The sequence below is a fragment of the Kitasatospora sp. NPDC001175 genome, assembly GCF_053598215.1.
Genome location: NZ_JBSFJU010000012.1, coordinates 16,385 through 38,725, shown reverse-complemented (window position 1 = coordinate 38,725; position 22,341 = coordinate 16,385). Strand labels below are relative to the sequence as shown.

Here is a 22,341-nt window from a genome sequence, read left to right as displayed (position 1 = left end):
CTGCTCCGGCTACGGGCGCTCGATGTAGCCGGTGGCGTAGAAGTACTCCAGGTAGCGGTCCAGCAGTTCCGCGTCGACCGGAGGACAGCGCAGGCCCGAAGCGGCCAGGTCACGTTCGACGTTGGCCCGCCCCACGGTCGGGAAGGTGCCTTCGAAGTACATCTCCTTGACGGACATGTCGGCCTGCCTGCAGCGGTCCACGCACAGCGAGACGAACGGGGCCGTGGGGCTCGTGGGGTGCTGTGCGACATGGCGGACGAGTTCGCCCACCCACTCCTCGTAGGGGAGCCGGCGGATCCGGTGGCCCGCGGCGTCCATCCGGTCGAGCATGTCGCACAGGCTCGCCGGGCGGGGATTGGTCAGGTGGTAGGTCCGGCGCGTGGTGCGGTGCGTGGTGGCGATGTGCACCAGGGCGTCGGCCAGGTAGTCCACCGGGACGAAGTCCAGCGGCAGCGGGATGTCGGGGGCCAGCCCCGTCTCGCTGATCGTCTTGAACAGCGAGCAGATCGCGGTGTCGGTGTTGCAGGCGCCGGTCCGCCGCTCCCCGGTGATCTCGTACGGCCGGTAGACCGCCGCCGGCAGGCCCTGGCCCGCGGCGGCGCGCAGCACCTCTTCGGCGACCCACTTGCTCTCGGCGTAGCCCATGGTGAGGCAGTCGGCGTGGTCGAGCGGCAGGTCCTCGTCGACGTGCCGCACGCCGGCGGTCCCGAAGCCGGCCAGCACCGCGATGGTGGAGAGGAAGTGCACCGGCACCCGGCGTCCGGCCGCCAGCCGTACCAGCTCCCTGGTGCCCTCCACGTTGGCGCGGCGCAGCGCATCGTACGGATAGAGGAAGTTGACCTGCGCGGCCGCGTGGACCACCAGGTCGAGGGTGTCGGCGAGTTCCTCGGCATGGCTTGGTTCCAGACCGAGGCCGGGCTCGGCGAGGTCGGCGGGGAAGCACACGGTGCGATCGGCGGTTTCGGCGGTGGCCAGGCCGAAGCGGGCCAGGTTCCGCGTCACCTTCTGCCGGGCGTGGGCGCGGTCCCGGCTGCGCACCGGGCAGTGCACCCGGGCGTCGGTTCGGCGCAGCAGCCCGAGCAGCAGGAAGGCGCCGACGAATCCGGAGGCGCCGGTGAGCAGCACCTCCCCGGGGTGCCGCCAGTCCGGGTCCGGTCCGCGCTGCGGCGGCAGGGTGAAGCCCAGCCGCGCTTCGGCTCGGAAGTCCACCGGGCGCGTGTCGGCTCCCTCGCCGCCGTGCCGGTCCTTGACGGTGGCGACGGCGGCGGTGAACTCCTCCAGCGTGGGGTGGCGCAGCAGGCTGTGGACCAGGGTGCGGCCGTACCTGGCGTCGAGGTCGAAGGCGGTCAGCGTACGGGTGACGACCTCGGCTGCCAGCAGGGAGTCACCGCCGATGTCGAAGAAGCCGTCTCCCGGTGCCGGGTGCACGCCCAGCACCAGCTGCCAGACCCTCGCCAGGGTGTCCTGCGGACCGGGACCGGGGCCGTCCACCGCGACCGGGGTGGCGGTCGGCCCGGTCGCCGCCAGCCTGCGCAGCCGGTGGCGGTCGACCTTGCCCCCCGCGGTCACCGGGAACCGCGCGACCTCGACCAGCCGCGCGGGCACCGCGGCTGCGGGCAGCCAGCCTGCGAGGGAGCCGCGGATGCGGTCCAGGGGCAGCGCCTGGCCGGGGCGGGCCGGCGTCACGTATCCGATCAGGGCGTCGCCGTCCCGTTCGACGACGGCCTCGCCCACCGCGTCGTCCGCCCGCAGCCGCGTCTCCACCTCGTCCGGCTCGATGCGGTGCCCGCGCAGTTTGATCTGCCGGTCCATCCGGGCCCGGTACTCCAGTACGCCGTCCGCGCGCCGGACCACCCGGTCACCGGTCCGGTAGAGCCGCGCGCCGGGCTCGACGAGGTCGTCGACGAAGCGCTCGGCGGTCAGCTCGGGGTCGCCGAGGTACCCGAGTGCGAGCCCGTCTCCGCCGACGAGGAGTTCACCCTCCTCGCCCACGCCTGCGGGCGTGCCGTCCGCGCGCAGCACGCGGCAGGTGGAGTTCTCCAACGGGTGGCCGATCGGCACGGCCGTCACCTCGGGAGCCAGGTCGTGCACCAGGTGTGCGGTCGAGACCACGCTGTTCTCGGTCGGACCGTAGAAGTTGACCACGGTGGTGTCCGGACAGGCCTCCAGTATCGCGCGGGCCAGCTCCGCGTCCATCGCCTCACCGCCGGCGGAGACGAACCTCAGCGACCGCAGTGCCGACGGCCTGGTGCGCGCGATGTGGTGGAACACCCCGGTGGTGAGGTAGGCGATGCCGACCCGCTCGGAGAGCAGCAGTGACTCCAGCGCGGCCGGTGACAGCAGTTCCTCCTGCTCGGCGATCACGATGCAGGCGCCGGCCAGCAGCGCGGGCCAGATCTCGATCGAGGAGGCGTCCGAGGAGAGGCCGTAGGCGTGCAGCACCCGCTCACCGGGCCGCGGCCGCTGCCCGACCAGGTCGGAGGCGGCCAGCCGGACGACGCCGCGGTGCGGGATCGCCACCGGTTTGGGGCGGCCGGTCGAGCCGGAGGTGAACATCACGTAGGCGCAGTCCACTGGGTGTACCCGGGCCTGTGGTACCGCGACCGGCGCGGTCGCCGCGAGGCCGCCCAGGTCGATGCGGGTGCGCACGCGCCGGATGCGGCGGGTGCTGCCGGGCAGCGTGACGACGGTGTGCACGCCGGCGTCCTCGGCCATCGCCTGCAGGCGCGCGGGCGGTGAGGTGTCGTCGAGCGGAACGTACGCCGCGCCGGTCTTGAGGATGCCCAGGAAGGCGACCAGTGCTTCCGGCGACCGGCTTCCGCACACGCCGACCTTGTCACCGTGCCGCACACCGGAGTCGTGCAGCCGGGCGGCCAGCGTGTCGGAGCGGATCCTGAGTTCGCCGTAGCTGATGCTGCGACCGTGCTGCACGGAGGCGGTGTCCTGCGGGCGGTGCGCCGCCCCGGCATCGAACAGCTCGTGTAGACAGCGATCGCGTGGATAGCACCCCGTCCCGGTCTGCTCGGCCGCCGCCTGATGCGTCAATGTCTGAGTGTCCATCGGAAGATCACGCTCTCTGCCGCGCATGGACCACGTGGCACGGGAAGCTACTGTTCGAACTCCTCGGCGAAGGCGGCGAAGTCGGCGGTCCGCCATCTCCGGGGCCTCATGCGGATGAGGACGTCGTCGGCCAGTTGCCCTTGATTGGCCGCCAGGTACGCCTCCGCCGTGTCCGGGTCCAGGTACCGGCGGGCCAGTTCCTCGCGTTCGGCCGGCGGCAGCGGGTCCTCGACGGCCACCACCGGCCCCTCCACACTGACGTAGCGGTAGGGTGCCGTCTCGTCCTGCGCGCAGAGGCTGAACCGGCCCGCGCCGCGGATGAGCCGCGCCTTCTGCGTTTCCCGCCCGGTCTGGATCGTCACCAGCCCACCGGGCCGGTAGGAGTACCAGAGCGGTACCAGCAACGGCCCACCGCCGTTGCGCGGATCGTCCACTCCCAGGATCCCCACGTGCAGGCCGGCGAGGAACTTCTCCCGGTCTTCGACCGACATCCTGAGATCCACTGGTACCGCCTCGATTCGGCAGGGAACGCATCCGGTGTTGACGTGGTGCGAAGGACGGGGTGACCTCCGGCCGGGCGCCGCGCCGGCGCCGCGGCTCTGTGCGGGTCCTCGGTCGCCCTCGGCCGGTGCGCCGGGCCGTCGAGGACCCGTGGCCCGGCCGGGGCGGGGACCAGTCCTCCTCCAACCTTTCATCACACCCGGGTGGCTCGCATCCGGACGGGGCGAGGACGGGGTGCTTCAGCCTCCCGGGTGCCCGGCGGCAGCGGACCGCCGGTCGTCGGCCGGGGTGGTCGACGGGACGCGTGGGCTACCGGGTCGTTCCCCCGCCGGAAAGCACAATGAGAGGTCCTGCCAGGTGCTGGGAGCGGCCCTAACCGTCAGGTGGTTCACCGGGAGGAGGAAGAGGCACATGAGGGCAGCCATCCGAGCCGAGGGCCTGGTGAAGACCTTCGGCGACGTACGGGCCCTGGACGGGGTCGACCTGGACGTGCCGGAGGGGACGGTGCTGGGTCTGCTCGGCCCCAACGGCGCCGGCAAGAGCACCGCGGTGCGGGTGCTCACCACCCTGTTGCGGCCCGACGCGGGCCGCGCCCAGGTGGCGGGGGTGGACGTGCTCAGACACCCCGGCCGGGTCCGCAGCCTGATGGGCCTCTGCGGCCAGTACGCGGCGGTCGACGAGTACCTCACCGGCCGGGAGAACCTCCAGATGGTCGGCGAGCTCTACCAGATGCGGACCAGGGACGCCAAGGCGCGCGCCCGGGAGCTGCTGGAGTCGTTCGACCTCGCCGAGGCGGCCGACCGGCTGGCCAAGACCTACTCCGGCGGTATGCGCCGCCGGCTCGACCTGGCGGCCGCGCTGGTGGTGCGGCCCCCGGTGATGTTCCTCGACGAACCCACCACCGGCCTGGACCCGCGCAACCGGCTGGCGCTCTGGAAGGTCATCGAGACGCTGGTGACCGAGGGCACCACCCTGCTGCTCACCACCCAGTACCTCGAGGAGGCCGACCGGCTGGCGCACGACATCGCCGTGGTCGACCACGGCCGGGTGATCGCACGCGGCTGTGCCGACGACCTCAAGGCCAGGATCGGCGGCGAGCGGGTGGAAGTGGTGGTCCACGAGCGCGAGCTGATCGGTGCGGCCGTCGCGGCGCTCACCCCGTACGGGACGGGCCGGCTCAGTGTGGAGCAGCACACCCGGCGGATCACCGTGCCGGTGCGCGGGGGCGCCCGGGTGCTCGCCGACGTCATCCGCGAGTTGGACGGACGGGACATCCTCATCGACGACATCGGCCTGGGCAGGCCCACCCTCGACGACGTCTTCCTCTTCCTGACCGGCCACGCGGCCGAGGAGACCGGCCCCGGAAAGGACGCATGACCATGACGGTCGTCACCGACCTGGCGGGGGGACCCGGGATTCCGCAGCCGCGGGGCGGACTCGTCCAGATGGCGCGCGACTCCTGGGTGGTCGCGAAGCGCAACCTGCGCCGGATGACCCGGATTCCCGAGATCGTGGTCTTCGGGCTGCTGCAGCCGGTGATGTTCGTGCTGCTCTTCTCGTACGTGATGGGCGGCGCGATCAAGGTACCGGGCGGGGGCTACCGGGAGTTCCTGATGGCGGGGATCTTCGCCCAGACGGTCACCTTCGCGGTGGCGGGTGCCTCCGCCGGCATCGCGGAGGACATGACCAAGGGCCTGGTGGACCGCTTCCGCTCCCTGCCCATGGCGCGCTCGGCGGTGCTCGCCGGGCGGACCCTGGCCGACCTGGTGCAGAGCGCCTTCATCCTGCTGGTGCTGGCGATCGTGGCGCTGCTGGTGGGATGGAGGGCGCACCACGGGGTGCTCGCGGCGCTGGGTGCCTTCCTGCTGCTGCTCCTGCTCGGCTACGCCTTCTCCTGGATCGGGGCGCTGATCGGCCTGTCGGTGCGCAGCCCGGAGGCCGCCACCTCGGCGGGCCTGATCTGGCTCTTCCCGCTCACCTTCCTCTCCAACGCCTTCGTGCCGGTGAACACCATGCCGGGCTGGCTGCAGGCGATCGCCTACTGGAACCCGTTCAGCGCGACCGTCCAGGCCTGCCGGAACCTGTTCGGCAATCCGGGGGCGGACGGCGCGCCCGCCTGGCCGATGCAGCATCCGGTCACGGCGTCCACGCTCTGGTCGCTGCTGATCCTGGGGCTGTTCTCCTGGCTGTCGGTGCGCAAGTACCGCAACGCGACAGGATGATCGGCCGACCGGCGTGTCAGCGCCGCGCCGCCGGGCCTGTGGCGCGTCCGATGCACTGAGGTTCCGACCGGGCTCAGGCCGTGGAAGGCACCGCCTTCAGTACGCCGAGAAGCCGGGTGACCTCGCCCGCCACGGCCGTTCGTCCGGCCCCGAGGTACCGGCGGGTGTCGACCAGTTCCGCGTTCTCGGCGAGAGCCCGGCGGACCGCGGTGGTGAAGACCTTGTTCAGGTGGGTGGCGATGTTGACTTTGGTCATGCCGTGCTCGATGGCGCGGCTCAGGTGCTCATCGCCCACTCCGGACGAGCCGTGCAGCACCAGCGGCACCGGAACGGCCTTGCGCAGCGCGGCGATGAGCTCGAAGTCGAGCGCGGCGTCGCGGGTGAGCATGGCGTGCGAGGTGCCGACGGCCACGGCGAGCGCGTCGACTCCGGTGGCGGTGACGAAGGCCGCGGCCTCGCCCGGGTCGGTCCGGACGCCCGGCGCGTGCACACCGTCCTTGCCGCCGACCTTCCCGAGTTCGGCCTCCACCCAGGCACCAGCGGCGTGGCAGTGCGCGACCACCTCGGCGGTGGTGCGCACGTTCTCCTCGTAGTCCAGCGCGGAGGCGTCGAACATGACCGAGGAGAATCCCAACTCCACAGCCTCGTAGGCGAGTTCCGGGCGGGTCGCATGGTCGAGATGGACGGCCACCGGCACTTCGGCGGCGCGGGCGACGGCCAGCACCGCGGAGCCGACGGGGGCGAGCGCACCGTGGTAGCGGACGGCGTTCTCGCTCAGCTGCAGCACCACCGGCGATCCGGCTGCCTCGGCACCGGCCACGATGGCCTGGGCGTGTTCGAGCTGGATGACGTTGAACGCGCCGACCCCGCGCGCGGCGCTCACAGCGGGGGTGACGATGGCGCCGGTACCGGTCAGGGGCACGGGAACTCCTCAGGTACGAAGGGGTCGGACGTCCACCAGCGATCGCAGGCGTCGGTGGACGGCGGGGTCGAACTCGCCGGCCAGCGGCGCAGCGACGGCGGCCGCGGAGAGCGCCACCGCCTCGGCCAGCAGGTCCGGCCAGGGAGCACCGGCGACCAGCCCGAGGGTGAGGGCGGCCACCGCGGCGTCCCCGGCGCCGGTCGGATTGCCAGCCAGCCGCTCGGGCGATCGGGCTCGCCAACCTCCGTGCGGTGTAAGGGCGATGAGGCCATCGGGGCCGAGCGAGGCGACCACCGCTCCGGCGCCGGCGGCGCGCAGGGAACGGGCGGCGGCGACCGGATCGGCAAGGCCGGTGGCGGCGGCCAGCTCTCCCGCGTTCGGCTTGACCAGCGCCGGGCCGGCGGGCAGCGCGGCGCGCAGGGCAGCGCCGTCGGCGTCCACCACCGCGGGCACGTCGTGGGCGTGCGCGCGGCGCACCAGGACGGCGTACGCGTCCTCGGGCACGCCGCGCGGCAGACTGCCGGAGAACACCACCGCCGCCGCGCCGGGCAGCAGCGCGTCGAGGCGGCCCAGGAAGCGCGCCCATTCCCCGGGCCGGACCACCGGCCCGGGCTCCAGCAGGATCGTGGTGTCGCCCGCCTGCTCCTCGACCACGGCAACCGTGCGGCGGCTCTCCCCCTCGATCGGCAGCAGCTGATCGGCCAGTCCGGCTTCCACGAGGTCGCGGCGCAGTGCGGCGCCGGTGAGGCCGCCGGCCAGGCCGGTCACGACGGTGGGCTGTCCGAGCGCGTGCAGGACCCGGGAGACGTTGACGCCCTTACCTCCGGCCCGTTCCGCCACGTCGCGGACCCGGTTGCTGCCGTACCGGCGCAGCCGGTCCAGGCGGTGGGTGACGTCGAGCGCGGCATTGAGCGTGACGGTGAGGATCACGCTCGGGCCTCCCCGTTCAGCAGGTCCCGGGCGGGCAGCGCCGCGCCCTGGCAGCCGGCCCGGACGTCGTGGCCGAAGGCGCCCTGGAGGCCCGGATGTTCGGCGAGTTGGCGTCGGACCGGTAACCGCTTCCGGCCGAGGTCGGCGGCGAGCACCGAGCTTCCCGCCCCTTCGTCGGCCGTGCCCGGCACCGCGATGCCGGCAGCGGCCGGATCGAACCGCTCGACGTGGTTCATGACGGACCCTCCTGTGCGCACAATGCCGCCAGCGCCTGCTCGAAGCTGAGCTCTTTATAGCGATATCGATCAACTGTGAGCAATACTGCCGACCGGATCGAGCACGTCTGCCGGTGGTCACCCGAAGGCTGTCGTATCTGTTCGGGCATGCCTCCTGCGCCGACTGCGGGACGGGATTCCCGGTGGCGGACCGGGTGGTCCCGAACGCGAGGCCCACCTGGTGAGGCCCGGTTACCTGGCCGGCCTGGCGCTATGGTCGGCATCTGCGGCGAGCGCGGCGTCGACTGCACCGCACTCAGATAGGTTCACCCGCTTGGGAGTTGGGAGGGCACGGCCGGGGTTGCGCGAAACCGCCGACCCGCGCCCCAGTGGCTTCAGGTCACGCCGCGCCGGGCTGCGCAAGCCTGGTCCTCGTACGGACGGCGAGGACCAGGCCGAGCAGGCAGCCCGCCAACAGTCCGACGCCGTGGTTGTTGTGCAGCACGCACAGGAACAGACCGGCTGCGGGGACGAGCAGCACGAACCAGCTGCCCTTGAACATCAGGCCCAGGGCCTTCCCGCGCAGCAGGCAGGTGACGGCCAGGGCGCCCGCCAGGCCGCAGATGGCCACCGAGTCGCCGCCTCCTCGCGGTGACCAGCCGGCCAGGCTGACCACGTGGGCGAGGACACCGCTGATGAGGAACACGGCCAGGGTCCGCCAGCGCCCGAAGACCGACTCGGCTACGGCGCCGACCACGAGCAGGGCCGGCAGGTTGCACGCGATCTGCGTGATTCCCGAGGACTGCACCAGTAGTGCGGTTCCAGCCCGCCACCACTGCCCGTCGGTCAGCGCACCCGGCTGGCGGATCAAGTCGTCGACCACGGCGGGCAGCGCGTACTGGACCACGGCCATCACCGCCATCACCGCGAACAGCGTGAGGGTGGCCCAGGGCCGCCGCGCCAGGGCGGCGCGGACGACGGCGAGCACCTCGCCCGGCGAGCCACCGTTCCCCGCGGAACCGCCGGCCCCGGAGCCGTCCGTGGGGCTGACCAGTACCAGCGTCCGCAGTCCCACACTGACCACCACAGCGGCGCTCGCGTACAACCCGATCTCGTGCGGCGACATCGCCGGACCCCCGTCCGAACAGCCTTGGGCGACCTCGCCCCGTTCACGCAGCCCATCATCCCGATCGGGCAGGACCCCGCACCAGCGCAGATGATCACGGGCTGGTCGTGACGGTTGTCACGACAGCCGCACCCTGACATCGCGCCAGCCTCCGCCATACCGCGCGCCCGCGGCGCCACCCGCATCACTGCACACGTACGCCAAGGTCTGGCGTCGGAGCGGAGGTGAGCTCCTTCGCCAGAAAGACGCAAGGGTCTTCGACGTCGTGGACTTCACCGTCGTGGGCGGTGTAGGACCAGCGGTCGAGATAGCGGACCACGGGCCGGTACCCGAGCCGGGCGTAGAGCGCTGCGGCCCGCGGGTTTCCATCGTCGTCGACTCCGAGGCCGATCCGCTGCACGCCGCGTTCGACGGCCAGCCGCTCGGCATGGCGGATCAGCGCGGTGCCGATGCCGCCGCCGCGCAGCGGTTCGGTGACGGAAAGTCCGTTGATCTCGGGGCAGTTGGGCACGGCCTGTCGTACCTCGGTGGCGGCGCACCCGTTCCAGCGGATCTCGGCGTTCGCGACCGGGCGATCCGCCAGCCAGGCCACCAGGTAGGTGCTGGTGCCGACTCCCTGTCGGGCGAAGCGCTGTGCGTGGAACGAAGTCCGGCTCGGCGACGGCAGATGCTCCTCGAGCAGCGCGACATCGGCTTGTTGACATTGGGTAATCAGCATGGCACTACGGTCCCGCCCCGGCCGGGTCGGTGCCACAGGTTTTCCGGGCCACCCCGGGCGAACGGCCCGACCAGGCTATGGGCCCTGCCGGATGCCGCGCTGCGCCGACGCCCTACGAGGCACTAACCCGCCTGGCCGGTGGGCGCATCAGCGCCAGGTCCTCGCCCCAGGCATCCAGCGTCGCCGCGTGGCCGGCTGCCCTGGCCGTCTTCTCGACCTGGGCGAAGAGCCGTCGTTGAAGGGACACGTCACCGGTTCGCTGGATCTTCTCGATCGTGTCGAGCAGGATGCCGGTGTCCCAGCCCGGCAGGGAAAACCTCTCCAACTCCCATGCGAGGTACTTGTTGTACGGGCGAGGCCGACGGTCGAGGGCGAAGAGCAGTTCGAGCAGGTGACCGAGACTCTCCGCGGCATCCAGGTGGGCGGCCGGGCCGCGGCCGTCGCGGTCGTTCTTCACCGAGCGGTACAGCCAGTTCGCGTAGGCGTCCAGCCGGTGAGCGGCGGCCGTGCGCGCTTCCTCGGCACCGAGTCGGCCCTTCCTCGTAATGATCTCCGTGATCTCGCCATCGGCCCGGTCGAGCAGAACACGGGCCCGGGCCAGGGCGCAGCGCTCCAGGCCGCCACGGTGGCGGAGCCCGCCGACCGTGGTGACGACGACGTCCAGTGCGGCGGAACGGTAGCCGTCGAGAGCGGCCAGCTCGGTCGTGGCGTCGTCCACGAGGATGAGGTAGACGTCGTGATCGGAATGCCCGGTGGCCATGCCCTCGTGCGTGTGGGAACCCTTGAGGATGAGTCCGACCACGTCGGGGTCAGCGGTGGCTCGGTCGAGGAACGCCTCATAGGTGAGCGGACACTGCGGGTGCACGTGCTGACCTCCGGTCATCTCTGCTGTGCCGAAAACGACGTGAAGCCTCCGGTCGCCCTGGACGGCGTCCCGTGACGAGAGCTGTCCTACCAGAGGCTTCACGTCTGCGGGAGGTTCCGGCAGCAGAGCGCCCGGACTCCGCGCATGCATGCGGATCAATCCACTCCGCGGAGTGCCGGCGCTGCGTCAGGACACCAGGGTCTGCTCTTCCAGCTCCGCCAGCGTCACGGTGCACAGACCGCCGCGCTCGGTCTTCACGTCCGTCACCTTCAGCTGCGTGCCCGGCAGGAGGATGAACTCCTCCTCGCCGGTGAACGCGGAGAAGTCGCGGATGCCCACGGCCCGGGCGGGGACCACCTCGAACAGCGTCCGCTTGCCGCGGCTGCCGAGGAACGCCTTGGCCACGCCGAGCTGGGACGTGCACGAGGAGACGCCCCACCAGGTCACCGTCCGTCCGAGCGGGTACTGCGCACGCAGGTCCAGCGGCACCCCGCGCCACAAGGGTTCGGTGCGGACCGGGAGTTGCGACACCGCCGAGAACAGCAGCCGCAGGTACGGGAGGTACGGGACGAGCCTGGTCCGGTCCGGGGAGCGCAGGATGGCGTTGATCTCCCGGTAGAAGGCGGACTCGCAGGTGTAGAGGTAGAGGGCGGCGATCGCGTCGGCGGACAGGCCGCCGGTCGCTTCGTCCGCCCGCCTCTTGCCGAACTCGTGCGACCGCTGGACATGCCGGTCCAGACCGGAGAGCAGTTTGGCAACCGGGCTCACGGCGTCGCGGAACTCCATGATCGGGGTGTCGAACACACCGGTGATCGCGGGGAGGACGAGCCCCTCGTCCTTGACGCTGGCGAGTCGCTCCAGATACAGCTGGTGCAGCTCCATGGTGGACGCGATGAACGCGCCCATGCGCTCGGCAAGGTCGCTGTCCGTCCCGCCGGTCTCCGCCGCGAGCTCGTTCCACCCCTTGCTCGGCAGCCAGTCGACCTCATCGGCGCCCAGCGACGCGAGGGCGTCGTTCACCATTCCGAAATGGTCGCCGTCGCAGAAGATGTCACCCTGCGCCGCGGGGTTGGAGTGGTCGATGTGCCGGACTTCGACCTCCGGGTACTTCTCCTGGAGCTGGAGGACGACCTTCTTCAGGTTCCGCGCGTGTGCCCCCCACCACGCGAAGACGACCCCACGGTCCTCCTCGGCGGCGTTCTGCTTTGCCTTGAGGATCTCTTCGACGATCCGCTCGGCGACCGGACGCCAGAACGCGGTGTGCCGGTCGGTTCCCGTCGCCCCGTCGCTGCTGGCGGTGAGTGCCGCGTTCAGCAGCAGCACACCCTGTGTGAGCATCGCCTGGAACCACTCCGGCGGCTGGACGGTGTCCTGCTTCTTCAGTAGCGCGCGTATGTCGGCGATCGGGGTCTTCTTGGGAATGCCGTACTTCCACATCGCCGCGGCCTTGATGATGCAGCGGATGCTGACGACCCTGCCGAACTGGCTGTCCTTCCAGTCGTGGAAGGTGTTGTCGAACATGGCGATGCCGGTGGCACTCTCCGGCCGCGGGTACGGGTTCTGGCCGAAGATGACGACCTTCCACTTGTGCGGCGCATTGGGCTTGAGCGCCTGGAAGGTCAGTTCGCGGACGGGTACGACCTCCGGGCTGCGGCCCGGGCCGATGAACGCGGCCGCGTCGGGCTGCGCCTCGATGACCGGCTTCAGCAGCGGAAGCCACGGTTCACCGCCGCCCTTGAAGAGTTCCGCGAGCGCCAGCGGGTCGTTCGGGTCGGGCTGGGCGGGGGCGTTGGCATCGCTCATTGTGGAGGGACTCCAGATCATCGAACCGTGCTGATGAGAGGCCGTCAGCTTGCCTGGCGGACTCCACAGTCATATCGCCCGGGTCTGACAGCACCGGCACGGCACGGTGAGCCGGGCGACGGACTCCTTCGCGTCACCGGAGTCGGTGCGGATCAGCGCCTGCCGGCCGCACCTGCCTTGTCAGTGGGCCACGGTAGCTTCCTGATCGGCAGAGAGACCGTATCTCGATTGGAGTGCACCATGACCAACGACCGCGTGCAGTCGCCGCTCAAGGTGGTGCTGACCGACATCAACGCGACGGTGGTGGAGGCGTGGCGAGCGGCGTTCGCCGACACCCCAGGGATCGAGATCCGCAAGGGATCGATCCTCGATGAGAACGTCGATGCCTGGGTCAGCCCCACCAACTCCCGCGGCCGGATGGACGGCGGGGTCGACGCGGTCATCAAGCGGCACCTCGGAGCGGGCGTCCAACTGCGCGTCCAGCGTGCGATACGCGCCCAGTTCGCGGGAAAGCTTCCGGTGGGAAGCGCGGTGTTCGTTCCGTCCGGGGCGGTCAACCCGAAGTTCCTGATCTCGGCACCGACGATGGAAGCGTCCTCGCAGAACGTGAGCGAGACTCTGAACGTGGCCCTGGCCTGCGCCGCCGCGTTCCAGGCGATCCACCAGCAGAACAGGAAGTCGCCCGGCAGCATCGAGTCGGTGGCGCTGGTCGGCATGGGCGCCCAGACCGGCCGGGTGCCGGCGCAGGTGTGCGCCAACCTGATGTGGACGGGCTACACGCTGTTCAACGACTACTGCTTCGAGGACTATGACGACCTGCGCAGCACGGTCATCGCGCAGCTCGACGACATCGAGGAGGCGCCCGCCGCGAAGCGGGTACGCATCACACCGCCCACGCGCCGCACTTCGCGTCGCTGACCGAGCGATCGACCAGCTCGCGACGGCCTTCGGCTCGGGTCGTCCTGCCCGAGCCGCGCACCGCCCCCTCGGCGCCCGTCAGACCTTGTGCAGGACCTGCGCGTCCCAGCCCTGGCACAGGTAGGTCGAGAACACGCCCTCAACCGGCACCCGGCCACCAGCAGGCCCATAGCGGCGATCACGTCGAGCGCCCCGCTGAACCCAGCTCCACGCAGACCTTGCTGACGATCCGGAAGGTCCGCCGACCGACAGGCGCGTGCCACCCCAAGGTTCTTCACCTACTTCGACGGTCGATACATGGTCGGCGCGCGAGCAGACGACGAAGCGTGATGAGCGAGGCCACGCACTTCATCCTCGCCGCGCTGCCGGATGGGCCGTTGCACGGCTGTGCGGTCATCAAGCGGGCGCGGGAGCAGTCCGGGGGCCGGGCCGACCTCGCCGTCGGCACCCGTACGGGGCGCTGGAGCGAATGACGGACGAGGAGTTGATCGAGGTCCGCAGTCAGGGAGCCGATAGCCGCCGCACGCTTCGGCGAGGCGAGGATAGGTATTGCCTTTGACAGTAAAGCTGACGGCGAGTCAGGCTGCGGGTGCAGGACGCTTAACAACGTATGACGAGAGGACCCGGTATGTCCCGCCCAGCACACATCGCCATGGTCAACATCCCGGCGCACGGCCACGTCTACCCCAGCCTGGAGGTGATCCGGGAGCTGGTCGCCCGCGGCCACCGGGTCAGCTACCTCAACGACCCCTCGTTCGCCGAGCAGATCGAGTCCACCGGCGCCCGGCTGGTGCCCTACGACACCACCCTGCCGTTCCTCAAGGGCGCGGTCGACCCCGAAACCAGCGCCAATGTGCACGGCCTCATCCTGGAGGACGCGAAGACGATGCTGCCCCGGCTGCGGGAGGCGTTCCAGGACGACCGGCCCGACCTCGTCCTGTACGACTTCATGGCGTACGCGGGCCGGGTGCTGGCCGACGGCTGGGGCGTACCGGCCATGGCGATCTCGCCGTCCATGGTCGCCTGGGACGGCTTCGAGCAGGAAATGGCGGACCGGTTCCAGATGGCACGGGACGCCCTGGCGACGGAGGGGTACCAGGAGCGGTTCGCACAGTGGCTGCTCGAGAACGGGCTGGAGTCCCCCGACCCGTTCGCGTACATGCTGCGCCCGGATCGCGCGATCGCGGTCATCCCTCGGGTCCTCCAACCCAAGATCGACCTGGTGGACCCCGAGGTCTTCTCCTTCGTCGGGCCCTGCCTCGGCCCCCGCGAGCACCAGGGCGGCTGGACCCGTCCGGAGGGCGCGGAGAAGGTGCTGCTGATCTCACTCGGTTCGGCCTTCACCCACCAGCCCGGCTTCTACCGCGAATGCCTGAAGGCCTTCGGCGACCTGCCCGGTTGGCACGTCGTGCTCCAGGTCGGCAAGACGACCGACCTGGCCGAACTGGGGGACATCCCGGCCAACATCGAAGTGCACCGCTGGGTGCCGCAGTTCGCCGTGCTCCAGCAGGCCGACGCCTTCGTGACCCACGCCGGGATGGGCGGATGCAGCGAGGGCCTGTACTGCGGGCTGCCGATGGTCGCGGTGCCACAGGCCGCCGACCAGTTCGCCAACGCGGACCGGCTGGTCGAGCTGGGTGTCGGACGGCGGCTGGACACTGCGGACGCCACCGCCGAGGCGCTGCGTTCCGCGGTGCTGGAGCTGATCGGCGACCCGGTGGTGGCGGCCCGGCTGGCCGAGATCAGCCGCGACGTGCGCGCGGGCGGCAGCTCGGCCAAGGCCGCCGACGTGATCGAGGCGGCCCTGGTCTGACCATGCGGTCGTCGCCGCCCCGCCGGCCGGGGCGGCGACGACGTTTCAGCACGAGAGGTGCGGCCCGACCCGAGCAGTGGGGCGCGGTCGGACTCGGCGGCTGCTTCGGCCGGGACTCAGGGGTCCCGGCCCACAGCCCCTTACCCCACGCCCGGCCCGGGCCGCACGGCAAGCCGCCGGCAGGCCGGTCACGGGAACGTCGGGCACCACCACGGCTTCGGGAACAAGACCCAGCACGGGTTGACGACCACGTGGACGGAGGTCCAGAGCACGGTGCCGTTCTGCTCGACGTTCATGTGACCGTCGTTGTAGATCGCGAGGTACGCACCGGCGTGGCCTGCCGTCCCGCTCGACCACAGCGGCGCGTTGGCGGCGGAGTAGACGACCAGGTTGCCGTCGTTCTGCATGACCAGGACGTTGCCGTTCGGTATGACACCGTTGGCCACCCACACCGGCTTGTTGTTGTGGTACAGCACGACGTTGCCGTCGTCCTGGACCCAGAGCGCGGTGCTCCCGTCCGGCGAGTACCACGCGGTGTTCTTCGCCAGCACGCTGTTCATGCCGATCTGGGTCGCCCCGCTGAGCGTCGCCGCCGCCGTCATGGCAGGTCGGCCGGTCCTCAACGGCTCGGCCGGTGCGGCGTTGGCCGTTCCGGTGGTCAGAGCGAGCCCGATCGCGGCAACGGCCGCGAGGGCCGAGGCACGCGTGCGGAGACTGATCATCTGGCGAACCCTTTCTGTCGAGCAAGTCGCCTTCGGGGAAGTGGATCTGATGATGCGACCTGGCAGCCCCGAAGCTAGGAAGGCCCGATTCAGAGCCGGTCTACCGGTGGTACGGATCCGGTATGCCCCCGGGCCGGGCGGCGAGTTCCGGACACGGGCCGACAAGTCGGCCCAGGGCCACCGAACGAGGACGAGCAGGCGGAGACGCTCGCACGCCGCGACCGGCTTCAGGCGATCCTGCGCCTTCCCGAGGAACAGCAGTCCTGGACTTGCTGCGGCCCCAGGAATCGCCGATGACGAGAACGGAATCCCACCATGGACGAGGTGCTCCCTCCCCGGTACCTCAACTCGCGGGCGAGCCGGCGGGACCGCCGGCGCCCCGGCCGCGTCCCGGTGCTCCGGAACGGCTCCGCCGGGTTCGCCCCGGGGTGACGCGAGCAGCAGATCGTGCACGGCGACTATGACGCGCCTCACATCCGATCGTCACGCTGTGCCATCACTGCTGGTCGACGGAGTGGTGACCGGCCGTGATGGCCGAATTCGTCACTAAGCCGTCATTGCCGCCACCCTGGATCCGGACACAGGCTGTGACGGTGTCTCAGCGACGAGTTGTTGTGGTGGTCTACCCCGGTGCCCAGGCCCTGGACATCGCGGGGCCGGCCGAGGTGTTCGACACCGCCGGCCGGCAGCGTCCAGGTGGCGAGGGCGGGTACCGGGTCGAGTTCGTCTCGGCCGATGCTCCACGGGTGCGGACCAGTGCGGGGATGGTGATCGAGGCGGAGCCGCTGGAGGCGGGTGAGGGGCCGATCGACACGCTCCTCGTGCCGGGTGGCTGGAGTCTCTACGAGGCGCTGGCCGACCGGGATCTGGTGTCTTGGATCCGGCGGGCGGCCACGCGTTCGCGCCGGGTCGTGTCGGTCTGCGGCGGTGCGTTCCTCCTCGCCGAGGCGGGGCTGCTCGACGGGCGGCGGGCCACCACCCACTGGGCGTACTGCGAGGAACTGGCCCGGCGGTACCCGCGGGTGACGGTGGAGCGGGAGCCCATCTTCGTCTGGGACGGCAACTACGTGACCTCGGCCGGGGTGGCCACCGGGATCGACATGACCCTCGCACTGGTGGAGGCCGACCACGGTGCGGCCTTCGCCCTGGAGGTGGCGCGCTTCCTGGTGCTCTTCTTCAAGCGGAACGGCGGCCAGTCGCAGTTCAGCACCATCCTGGACGCCCAGCTCGCCGACCGCCCGCCGATCCGCGCGGCCCAGGAGTGGATCCTGGAGAACCTCGAACAGCCGCTTCCCGTACCCGAGATAGCCGAGCGCGCCAACATGAGCGTGCGCAACTTCGCCCGGGTGTTCCGACGCGAGGTGGGCACGCCGCCCGGCCAGTACATCGAGCAGATGCGCATCGCCCGGGCCCGCAAGCTCCTGGAATCCACCAAACTGACGGCAGGTCAGATAGCCGTTCGCTGCGGCTTCGCCTCCGCCGAGACGTTCTTCCGCTCCTTCGGCCGGACGCTGGAACTCACCCCGAACGAGTACCGCCGGCGCTTCCAGGCCGTGGCGCCGGCCGGCCTGGTCCTCGCGACCGTTCCGGAGGAGAGGAGTGCCACCCCGTGACCACCGACATCCGGGTGACCCAGCAGGCGGTCGCCATCGCTCCCGCAGCCACCGCCGTCCGCGTCGTCGACCACCTGGCGGCCGCTCTGGCCGGGGCCGGCGTCCGGCAGGTGTTCGGCATCGGCGGCGCGAACATCGAGGACCTGTACGACGCCCTGAACGCCACCGGCGGCGCGGTGCGTACCGTGATCGCCAAACACGAGTTCTCCGCCGTCACGATGGCGGACGGACACACCCGCGCCACCGGCCGGATCGGAGTGGTCGCGGTCACCTCCGGCGGCGGCGCGATGAACCTGCTGCCGGGGCTGGCGGAGGCCTACGCCTCACGCGTACCGATGCTCGCCCTGGTCGGGCAGCCGCCCACCGCGCTGGACGGGCGCGGCGCCTTCCAGGATTCCAGCGGGCGGGCCGGATCCCTCGACGCCCGTGCGGTGTTCGAGCCGGTCAGCCGGTTCTGCGCCCGGGTCGAGGCGGCCGATGACCTGCCGCGGCTGCTGGCTCGGGCGCTGGCGGCGGCCGACGCGCATCCTCGGGGGCCCGCCGTCCTGCTGCTGCCCAAGGACGTGCAGCAGGCCACGCTGACATCCCCTCGGCCCGCACCACCTGCGCTCCCGGTCGAACCCGTCGCACCCGTCGAACCGGGAACGCTACCGCGGCAGCTGGACCTCGCGGCGGAGCGCCTCCGGGATGCCGGGCCGGTGCTGATCATCGCCGGCGAGGGTGTCGCCACGGTCGGAGCGAAGGTCGAACTGGCTGAGTTGGCCCGGAGGTTGGGGTCTTGGGTCGCGGTCGTACCGGACGCCAAGGACGTCTTCGACAACACCGACCGGCGGTTCGCCGGGGTGGCCGGGGTGATGGGGCACCCCAACGTCCTGGACTGCCTGCGGCGGGCCGGGCTCTGCCTGCTGGTCGGCACCCGGCTGTCGGTGATGGCCCGTGGCGGACTGGAGCAGGAGCTGGCCCGGACGCCCGTGATCTGCGTCGATCCCGAGCCTCCGTTCGTCCCGTGCTCCCCCGGGCTCCACCTGTCCGGCGATCTGCGCGACACGCTGCGCGGGCTGGCCGCCCGGTTCGCTCCCGGCAGCCGCCCGGCCCCCGAGCACGCCGGACCGGTCCCGCTGGCGACCCCGCCCACCAGCGACGGCATCTCCCACGCCGAGGCAGTGGCGGCGGTGGCGGACGCGCTCCCCCCGGACGCCCATGTCTTCGTGGACGCCGGGAACGCCGGCGCCAGCGCGATCCACCGCCTCCCGGCCCCACGCCGGGGGCGGTTCGTGGTCGCCGTCGGCATGGGCGGCATGGGCTACACCTTCGGCGCCGGCATCGGAGCGGCGCTCGCCACCGGACGGCGCACCTACGTGCTCGCGGGCGACGGCGCCTTCTTCATGCACGGCATGGAGGTGCACACCGCCCTCGAGTACGCCGCGCCGGTCACCTTCGTGATCCTCAACAACAACGCCCACGCCATGTGCGCCACCCGCGAGCAGCTGTTCCAGGGCGCCCCGCACCCCGGCAACCTGTTCCTCCCCTCCGACATCGCCGCAGGGGTGGCGGGCCTGTTCCCCACCCTGGACGTCAGCCGGGCCGAGACCGGCGCGCAGCTGCGCCGGGCGCTGCTGCGCAGCAACGCGGGGAGCGGTCCGGCCCTGGTGGCAGTGGACCTCGACCCCGCCGAGATTCCCCCGTTCCTTCCCTTTCTGACCGCCGCCGGCCACTTGCCGGCCGAACACGAGGAGTCCGTCCATGAGCGTCGCACCGTCCACGTCGGCTGAGCCTTCGCACCTGACCGGGCCTTCGGGCCCGACCGAGGTTCGCGGACTGACCGGGATTCCCGGGCTGACCAGGGTGGAGAACACCGACCCGGCCGTGCTGGCGGCCCGGTGCGCGGAGCTCACCCGCCCGGCCTACCCGCACCAGGAGGTCTACGGGCGGTACTGCACGATCCACGAGTACGTCGACTGCCCGCCGGATGAGGCGTACGCGTACCTGAGGCAGGGTCACCACCTGGAGGAGTGGACCTTCAGCCTGCGGAACTTCGCGCCCACCGGCACCGCCGGGCTGTGGGTCGGTGACGATCTGCTGGAGGCGCAGACCCGGATCTACTGCCGGGTGGAGACCAATGCCGAGGCCAGGACCGTGGACTTCCACTGCTCCTGGGACCAGGGCGAGAAGCTCTGGATGATCTACCTGATGCGGGTCGTGCCCGCCGAGCTGGTGCTGGACCGGCCCGGTTCCGTGATCACGTGGACGAACTGCCGGCACCCGTTCTACGACGCCAACCCCCGCCCCGACCTCGCCCCGCGCTCGGACCGGGCCTGGGTGGGCGCGTACTGGGACCTGTTCTACGCCGGCCACACGGTGGAGCTGGCCAACCTCAAGGCGATCCTGGAACACCGCCACCTGGGCGGTCTTCCGGTGAGCGTCCCGCCGCGCCCGGCGGGTGCCGCCACGGGTCCGGCGGTCGCGCAGTGAGGACGGTCAGCCTCACCGACGTCTCCGGCTACCTGCCCGGGGAACCCGTCCCGGCCGCCTTCTACACCGACCACCCGGGCGCGGAGGACCGGCTCAGGGACAGCCCGATGTTCCGGGTCCCGCCGCTGAGGCACCACGTGGCCGGGGAGAGCAATGTGGACCTGGTGGAGCGAGCGGTACAGCCGCTGATCGAGCGGCACGGCCGGACCGAGATCCGCTCCGTGGACGTTCTGCTGGTGCACAGTCAGCTGCCCGACACCCCGTTCGTGGGCGCCGGCACCGAGGTCGCCCGCCGGCTCGGACTGAACCCGTCCTGGCTGATCGACATCGCCAACGGGGGCTGCGCCTCCTTCGTGCACATGCTGGAGCTGGCCCGGCAGATCCTTCGCAGCACCGAGGCCAGGACGGCGCTGATATGCAACGCGCAGACATCCGCCGGCCAGCTCTTCACCCAGTCCGAGGTACGACGTCTCGCCCAGGCCGCAATTCCCGGCGACGGCTGCGGAGTCGGCTACGTCACCACCTCCACGGCCTCGCCCGTACTTGAGGTGTCCGCCCGTCACATAGGCGCGTACGGCGGTGACATGACCGCCCTCCTGGACGACGGGCGCCGCTACTGGGAACCAGGACGGTCCCAGCTGCGGATCGGCTTCACCGAGGAGAGCGTCAGTACGGTCCTGGAACGCGGAAACCGCCTGGTGCCCGAGATCGTCGCCGAGGTCTGCGGGCGGATCGCCGTCCCCACCGAGGAGATCGACCTGTTGGTCACCAACCAGCCCAACCGCACGTTCCTGCACAACTGGCGCCAGGCGCTGGGGCTTCCACCCGAGCGGCACCCCGACACCTTCGACAGCTGCGGCAACCTCTTCGGCGCCGCCATCCCCGTCACGCTGGACCGGGCCCTGCGGTCGGGGCAGGTGAAGGACGGCGACCTGGTGGTGCTGGGCGGCTTCGCACACGCGGGTGACTACGCGGGTGCGGCGGCGATCCGGTGGGGCACGCCGGCTTCCTGACGGTGGGGCGATCCCGGCTTCCACCAGCGGTCACGCTGCGGCTGCCTCCCGCCGGACGGCCCGGACGTCGAGGGCGTACTGGACGGCCGGGCAACCGGGCGTCCAGGCGGTGAGCAGCAGGGCCCGAAGGGAATCTCTACCGGCGCACTGCGGTAGGTCGGCGCACTCGCTGTCGGCGACTCGGGCGGGTGATCGCCGAAAACAGCCGACCTCCCGGGCAAGCGGGGAAGTTACCGGTCATTGCGACAGTGGAAGACTCCCCAGCTGAACCGGCCCGCCCGGCAGGCGTCCACCCACAGCGGTAGGTTCTCCAGCAGCTCATCCAGATAGGCGGGGCCGATGATCCGGCGCAGTTCCGCCGCCCTTCGCCTGGTCTCCTCCTCCAATCGGGTGTAGTGGGTGAGCAGTTGCCCGCTGCGGTCGTCGAAGTCGATCCGGGTCAGCCCGAGTTCGGCAATCCGCTTCCGGTAGTACTCCGGTGTGGCGAGGGCGTCCACCCCAAGACGCGCGACCACCGCCCGCAGTGACTCGGGCGCGACACCGTCGGCCGCCATCAGATCGGTGAAGACCAGGTCCCCCTGCGGCCGCAGCACTCGGGCCGCCTCACCGAGCAGCCGGTCGCGGTCGGGGCTGTGGCAGAAGGCCTCCTGCGACCAGACGACGTCGAAGTGACCGTCGGGGAAGGGGATGTCCTGGAACGAGCCGGTGACCACCTCGATCAGCCGGTCGAGTCCGCGCTCGGCGTTGGTCCTGCGGTGCCGCTCGTTCTGCGTCTCGCTGATGTTGAGCGCGACCACCCGACACCCGAAGCGCTCGGCCAGACAGCGGGTCGGGCCACCGTACCCGGAGCCGAGGTCCAGCACCGTGGCCCCGGGGCGGCCGAGCCGATCGGCGATCTTCGCCGCCGCCAGCTCGATGGTGCGCCGGGACGCGGCCGCAATGGGTTCGCGCTCGTCGCGGTAGGTGCCGGTGTGGATGTCCTCGCCACCCCACACGACGGAGTAGAAGCCGTCGACCTCGCTGTTCCCGTAGTACTTGCGCGCCGTCTCCACGGCGTCCACGGCGCTCTCCTCGCCCGTGCTCATACCGCACTCCTCGTGCCGTTCCGCTACCGAGTGACCACGTTACGTTGATTCTCCAGTGGATCGTCGACGGTGACCGGGTACACGGCGGGGTCGCACCGCGGCACGGGCTCAACGACTACGTGCTGCAGTGCGGCCACATCGGCTGCGGTGTCCGGCCGTCTTCACGTCGACGCGGGCCGGCCGCCTGGGCGCTGGGCGGGATACTCGACGCGGCGCGGCCGCTCGGCCCCACTGACGGCTCACCGTGCCTGTCAGCCGGCTGAACCGGTTCTTCAGCATCCGTCAGGCACACTGCTCACCGACCGGCAGCCCGCCGGCACGAGCCGCCAACAGGGCACGGTCG

Annotated in this window: 20 protein-coding genes; 9 read left to right on the top strand and 11 right to left on the bottom strand. The window is 71.2% G+C overall.

The window, feature by feature from the left end:
* Window positions 1-9 precede the first annotated feature (9 nt).
* Together ACWDAK_RS11650 and ACWDAK_RS11645 are read right to left on the bottom strand one after the other, a co-directional pair.
* The gene (locus ACWDAK_RS11650; RefSeq protein ID WP_449806457.1) at window positions 10-3,060 is read right to left on the bottom strand and encodes an amino acid adenylation domain-containing protein; all 3,051 of its coding nucleotides are present in this window, start codon (window positions 3,058-3,060) and stop codon (window positions 10-12) included.
* Between the two features lie 47 nt (window positions 3,061-3,107).
* A complete protein-coding gene (locus tag ACWDAK_RS11645; RefSeq protein ID WP_344637562.1) occupies window positions 3,108-3,551 on the bottom strand; it encodes a pyridoxamine 5'-phosphate oxidase family protein in 444 nt (147 codons plus the stop codon).
* A gap of 421 nt (window positions 3,552-3,972) precedes the next feature.
* On the opposite strand from ACWDAK_RS11645, the gene ACWDAK_RS11640 reads away from it, so the two are divergent.
* Both ACWDAK_RS11640 and ACWDAK_RS11635 read left to right on the top strand, forming a co-directional pair.
* On the top strand, window positions 3,973-4,938 hold the full coding sequence (locus ACWDAK_RS11640; protein WP_344637563.1) for an ATP-binding cassette domain-containing protein: 966 nt from the start codon (window positions 3,973-3,975) through the stop codon (window positions 4,936-4,938).
* Between the two features lie 2 nt (window positions 4,939-4,940).
* The gene (locus ACWDAK_RS11635; protein ID WP_427394823.1) at window positions 4,941-5,783 is read left to right on the top strand and encodes an ABC transporter permease; all 843 of its coding nucleotides are present in this window, start codon (window positions 4,941-4,943) and stop codon (window positions 5,781-5,783) included.
* A gap of 73 nt (window positions 5,784-5,856) precedes the next feature.
* On the opposite strand, the gene ACWDAK_RS11630 is transcribed toward ACWDAK_RS11635, so the two are convergent.
* From ACWDAK_RS11630 to ACWDAK_RS11600, 7 genes are all read right to left on the bottom strand, one after another.
* On the bottom strand, window positions 5,857-6,705 hold the full coding sequence (locus ACWDAK_RS11630) for a class II fructose-bisphosphate aldolase (protein WP_427394822.1): 849 nt from the start codon (window positions 6,703-6,705) through the stop codon (window positions 5,857-5,859).
* A gap of 9 nt (window positions 6,706-6,714) precedes the next feature.
* Window positions 6,715-7,635, bottom strand: coding sequence for a 1-phosphofructokinase family hexose kinase (locus tag ACWDAK_RS11625; RefSeq protein ID WP_344637566.1), 921 nt, complete (start codon window positions 7,633-7,635; stop codon window positions 6,715-6,717).
* Entirely contained in the window at window positions 7,632-7,871 is a 240-nt protein-coding gene (locus ACWDAK_RS11620) for a hypothetical protein (protein WP_344637567.1), read from the bottom strand. The genes ACWDAK_RS11625 and ACWDAK_RS11620 overlap by 4 nt, the downstream gene beginning before the upstream one ends.
* Window positions 7,872-8,250: 379 nt before the next feature.
* Entirely contained in the window at window positions 8,251-8,976 is a 726-nt protein-coding gene (locus ACWDAK_RS11615) for a rhomboid family intramembrane serine protease (RefSeq protein WP_344637568.1), read from the bottom strand.
* A 184-nt stretch (window positions 8,977-9,160) separates the two neighbouring features.
* Entirely contained in the window at window positions 9,161-9,694 is a 534-nt protein-coding gene (locus ACWDAK_RS11610; protein ID WP_427394838.1) for a GNAT family N-acetyltransferase, read from the bottom strand.
* Between the two features lie 112 nt (window positions 9,695-9,806).
* Complete coding sequence (locus ACWDAK_RS11605) at window positions 9,807-10,577, bottom strand: hypothetical protein (protein WP_427394821.1); 771 nt, start codon at window positions 10,575-10,577, stop codon at window positions 9,807-9,809.
* 168 nt (window positions 10,578-10,745) lie between these two features.
* Complete coding sequence (locus ACWDAK_RS11600; protein ID WP_427394820.1) at window positions 10,746-12,362, bottom strand: ADP-ribosyltransferase domain-containing protein; 1,617 nt, start codon at window positions 12,360-12,362, stop codon at window positions 10,746-10,748.
* A 240-nt stretch (window positions 12,363-12,602) separates the two neighbouring features.
* Here ACWDAK_RS11600 and ACWDAK_RS11595 point away from each other — a divergent pair, with 240 nt between their 5' ends.
* From ACWDAK_RS11595 to ACWDAK_RS11585, 3 genes are all read left to right on the top strand, one after another.
* On the top strand, window positions 12,603-13,280 hold the full coding sequence (locus tag ACWDAK_RS11595) for a macro domain-containing protein (protein WP_427394819.1): 678 nt from the start codon (window positions 12,603-12,605) through the stop codon (window positions 13,278-13,280).
* Window positions 13,281-13,609: 329 nt separating this feature from the next.
* Window positions 13,610-13,753: a hypothetical protein gene (locus tag ACWDAK_RS11590; protein WP_344637573.1), complete on the top strand. Its 144-nt coding sequence runs from the start codon at window positions 13,610-13,612 to the stop codon at window positions 13,751-13,753.
* A gap of 137 nt (window positions 13,754-13,890) precedes the next feature.
* A complete protein-coding gene (locus ACWDAK_RS11585) occupies window positions 13,891-15,093 on the top strand; it encodes a macrolide family glycosyltransferase (RefSeq protein WP_427394818.1) in 1,203 nt (400 codons plus the stop codon).
* Between the two features lie 188 nt (window positions 15,094-15,281).
* On the opposite strand, the gene ACWDAK_RS11580 is transcribed toward ACWDAK_RS11585, so the two are convergent.
* The gene (locus ACWDAK_RS11580; RefSeq protein ID WP_427394817.1) at window positions 15,282-15,815 is read right to left on the bottom strand and encodes a hypothetical protein; all 534 of its coding nucleotides are present in this window, start codon (window positions 15,813-15,815) and stop codon (window positions 15,282-15,284) included.
* A 593-nt stretch (window positions 15,816-16,408) separates the two neighbouring features.
* Here ACWDAK_RS11580 and ACWDAK_RS11575 point away from each other — a divergent pair.
* Genes ACWDAK_RS11575 through ACWDAK_RS11560 form a run of 4 tightly spaced genes read left to right on the top strand, consistent with a single transcriptional unit; the run spans window position 16,409 to window position 20,913 of the window.
* On the top strand, window positions 16,409-17,428 hold the full coding sequence (locus tag ACWDAK_RS11575; RefSeq protein WP_427394816.1) for a GlxA family transcriptional regulator: 1,020 nt from the start codon (window positions 16,409-16,411) through the stop codon (window positions 17,426-17,428).
* On the top strand, window positions 17,425-19,200 hold the full coding sequence (locus tag ACWDAK_RS11570; RefSeq protein ID WP_427394815.1) for a thiamine pyrophosphate-binding protein: 1,776 nt from the start codon (window positions 17,425-17,427) through the stop codon (window positions 19,198-19,200). Before ACWDAK_RS11575 ends, ACWDAK_RS11570 begins: the two co-directional genes overlap by 4 nt.
* The gene (locus ACWDAK_RS11565) at window positions 19,172-19,900 is read left to right on the top strand and encodes an SRPBCC family protein (RefSeq protein WP_427394814.1); all 729 of its coding nucleotides are present in this window, start codon (window positions 19,172-19,174) and stop codon (window positions 19,898-19,900) included. The genes ACWDAK_RS11570 and ACWDAK_RS11565 overlap by 29 nt, the downstream gene beginning before the upstream one ends.
* Window positions 19,897-20,913, top strand: coding sequence for a ketoacyl-ACP synthase III family protein (locus ACWDAK_RS11560; protein ID WP_344637579.1), 1,017 nt, complete (start codon window positions 19,897-19,899; stop codon window positions 20,911-20,913). The genes ACWDAK_RS11565 and ACWDAK_RS11560 overlap by 4 nt, the downstream gene beginning before the upstream one ends.
* Before the next feature lie 230 nt (window positions 20,914-21,143).
* On the opposite strand, the gene ACWDAK_RS11555 is transcribed toward ACWDAK_RS11560, so the two are convergent.
* Complete coding sequence (locus tag ACWDAK_RS11555) at window positions 21,144-21,998, bottom strand: SAM-dependent methyltransferase (RefSeq protein WP_344637580.1); 855 nt, start codon at window positions 21,996-21,998, stop codon at window positions 21,144-21,146.
* Window positions 21,999-22,341 lie beyond the last annotated feature (343 nt).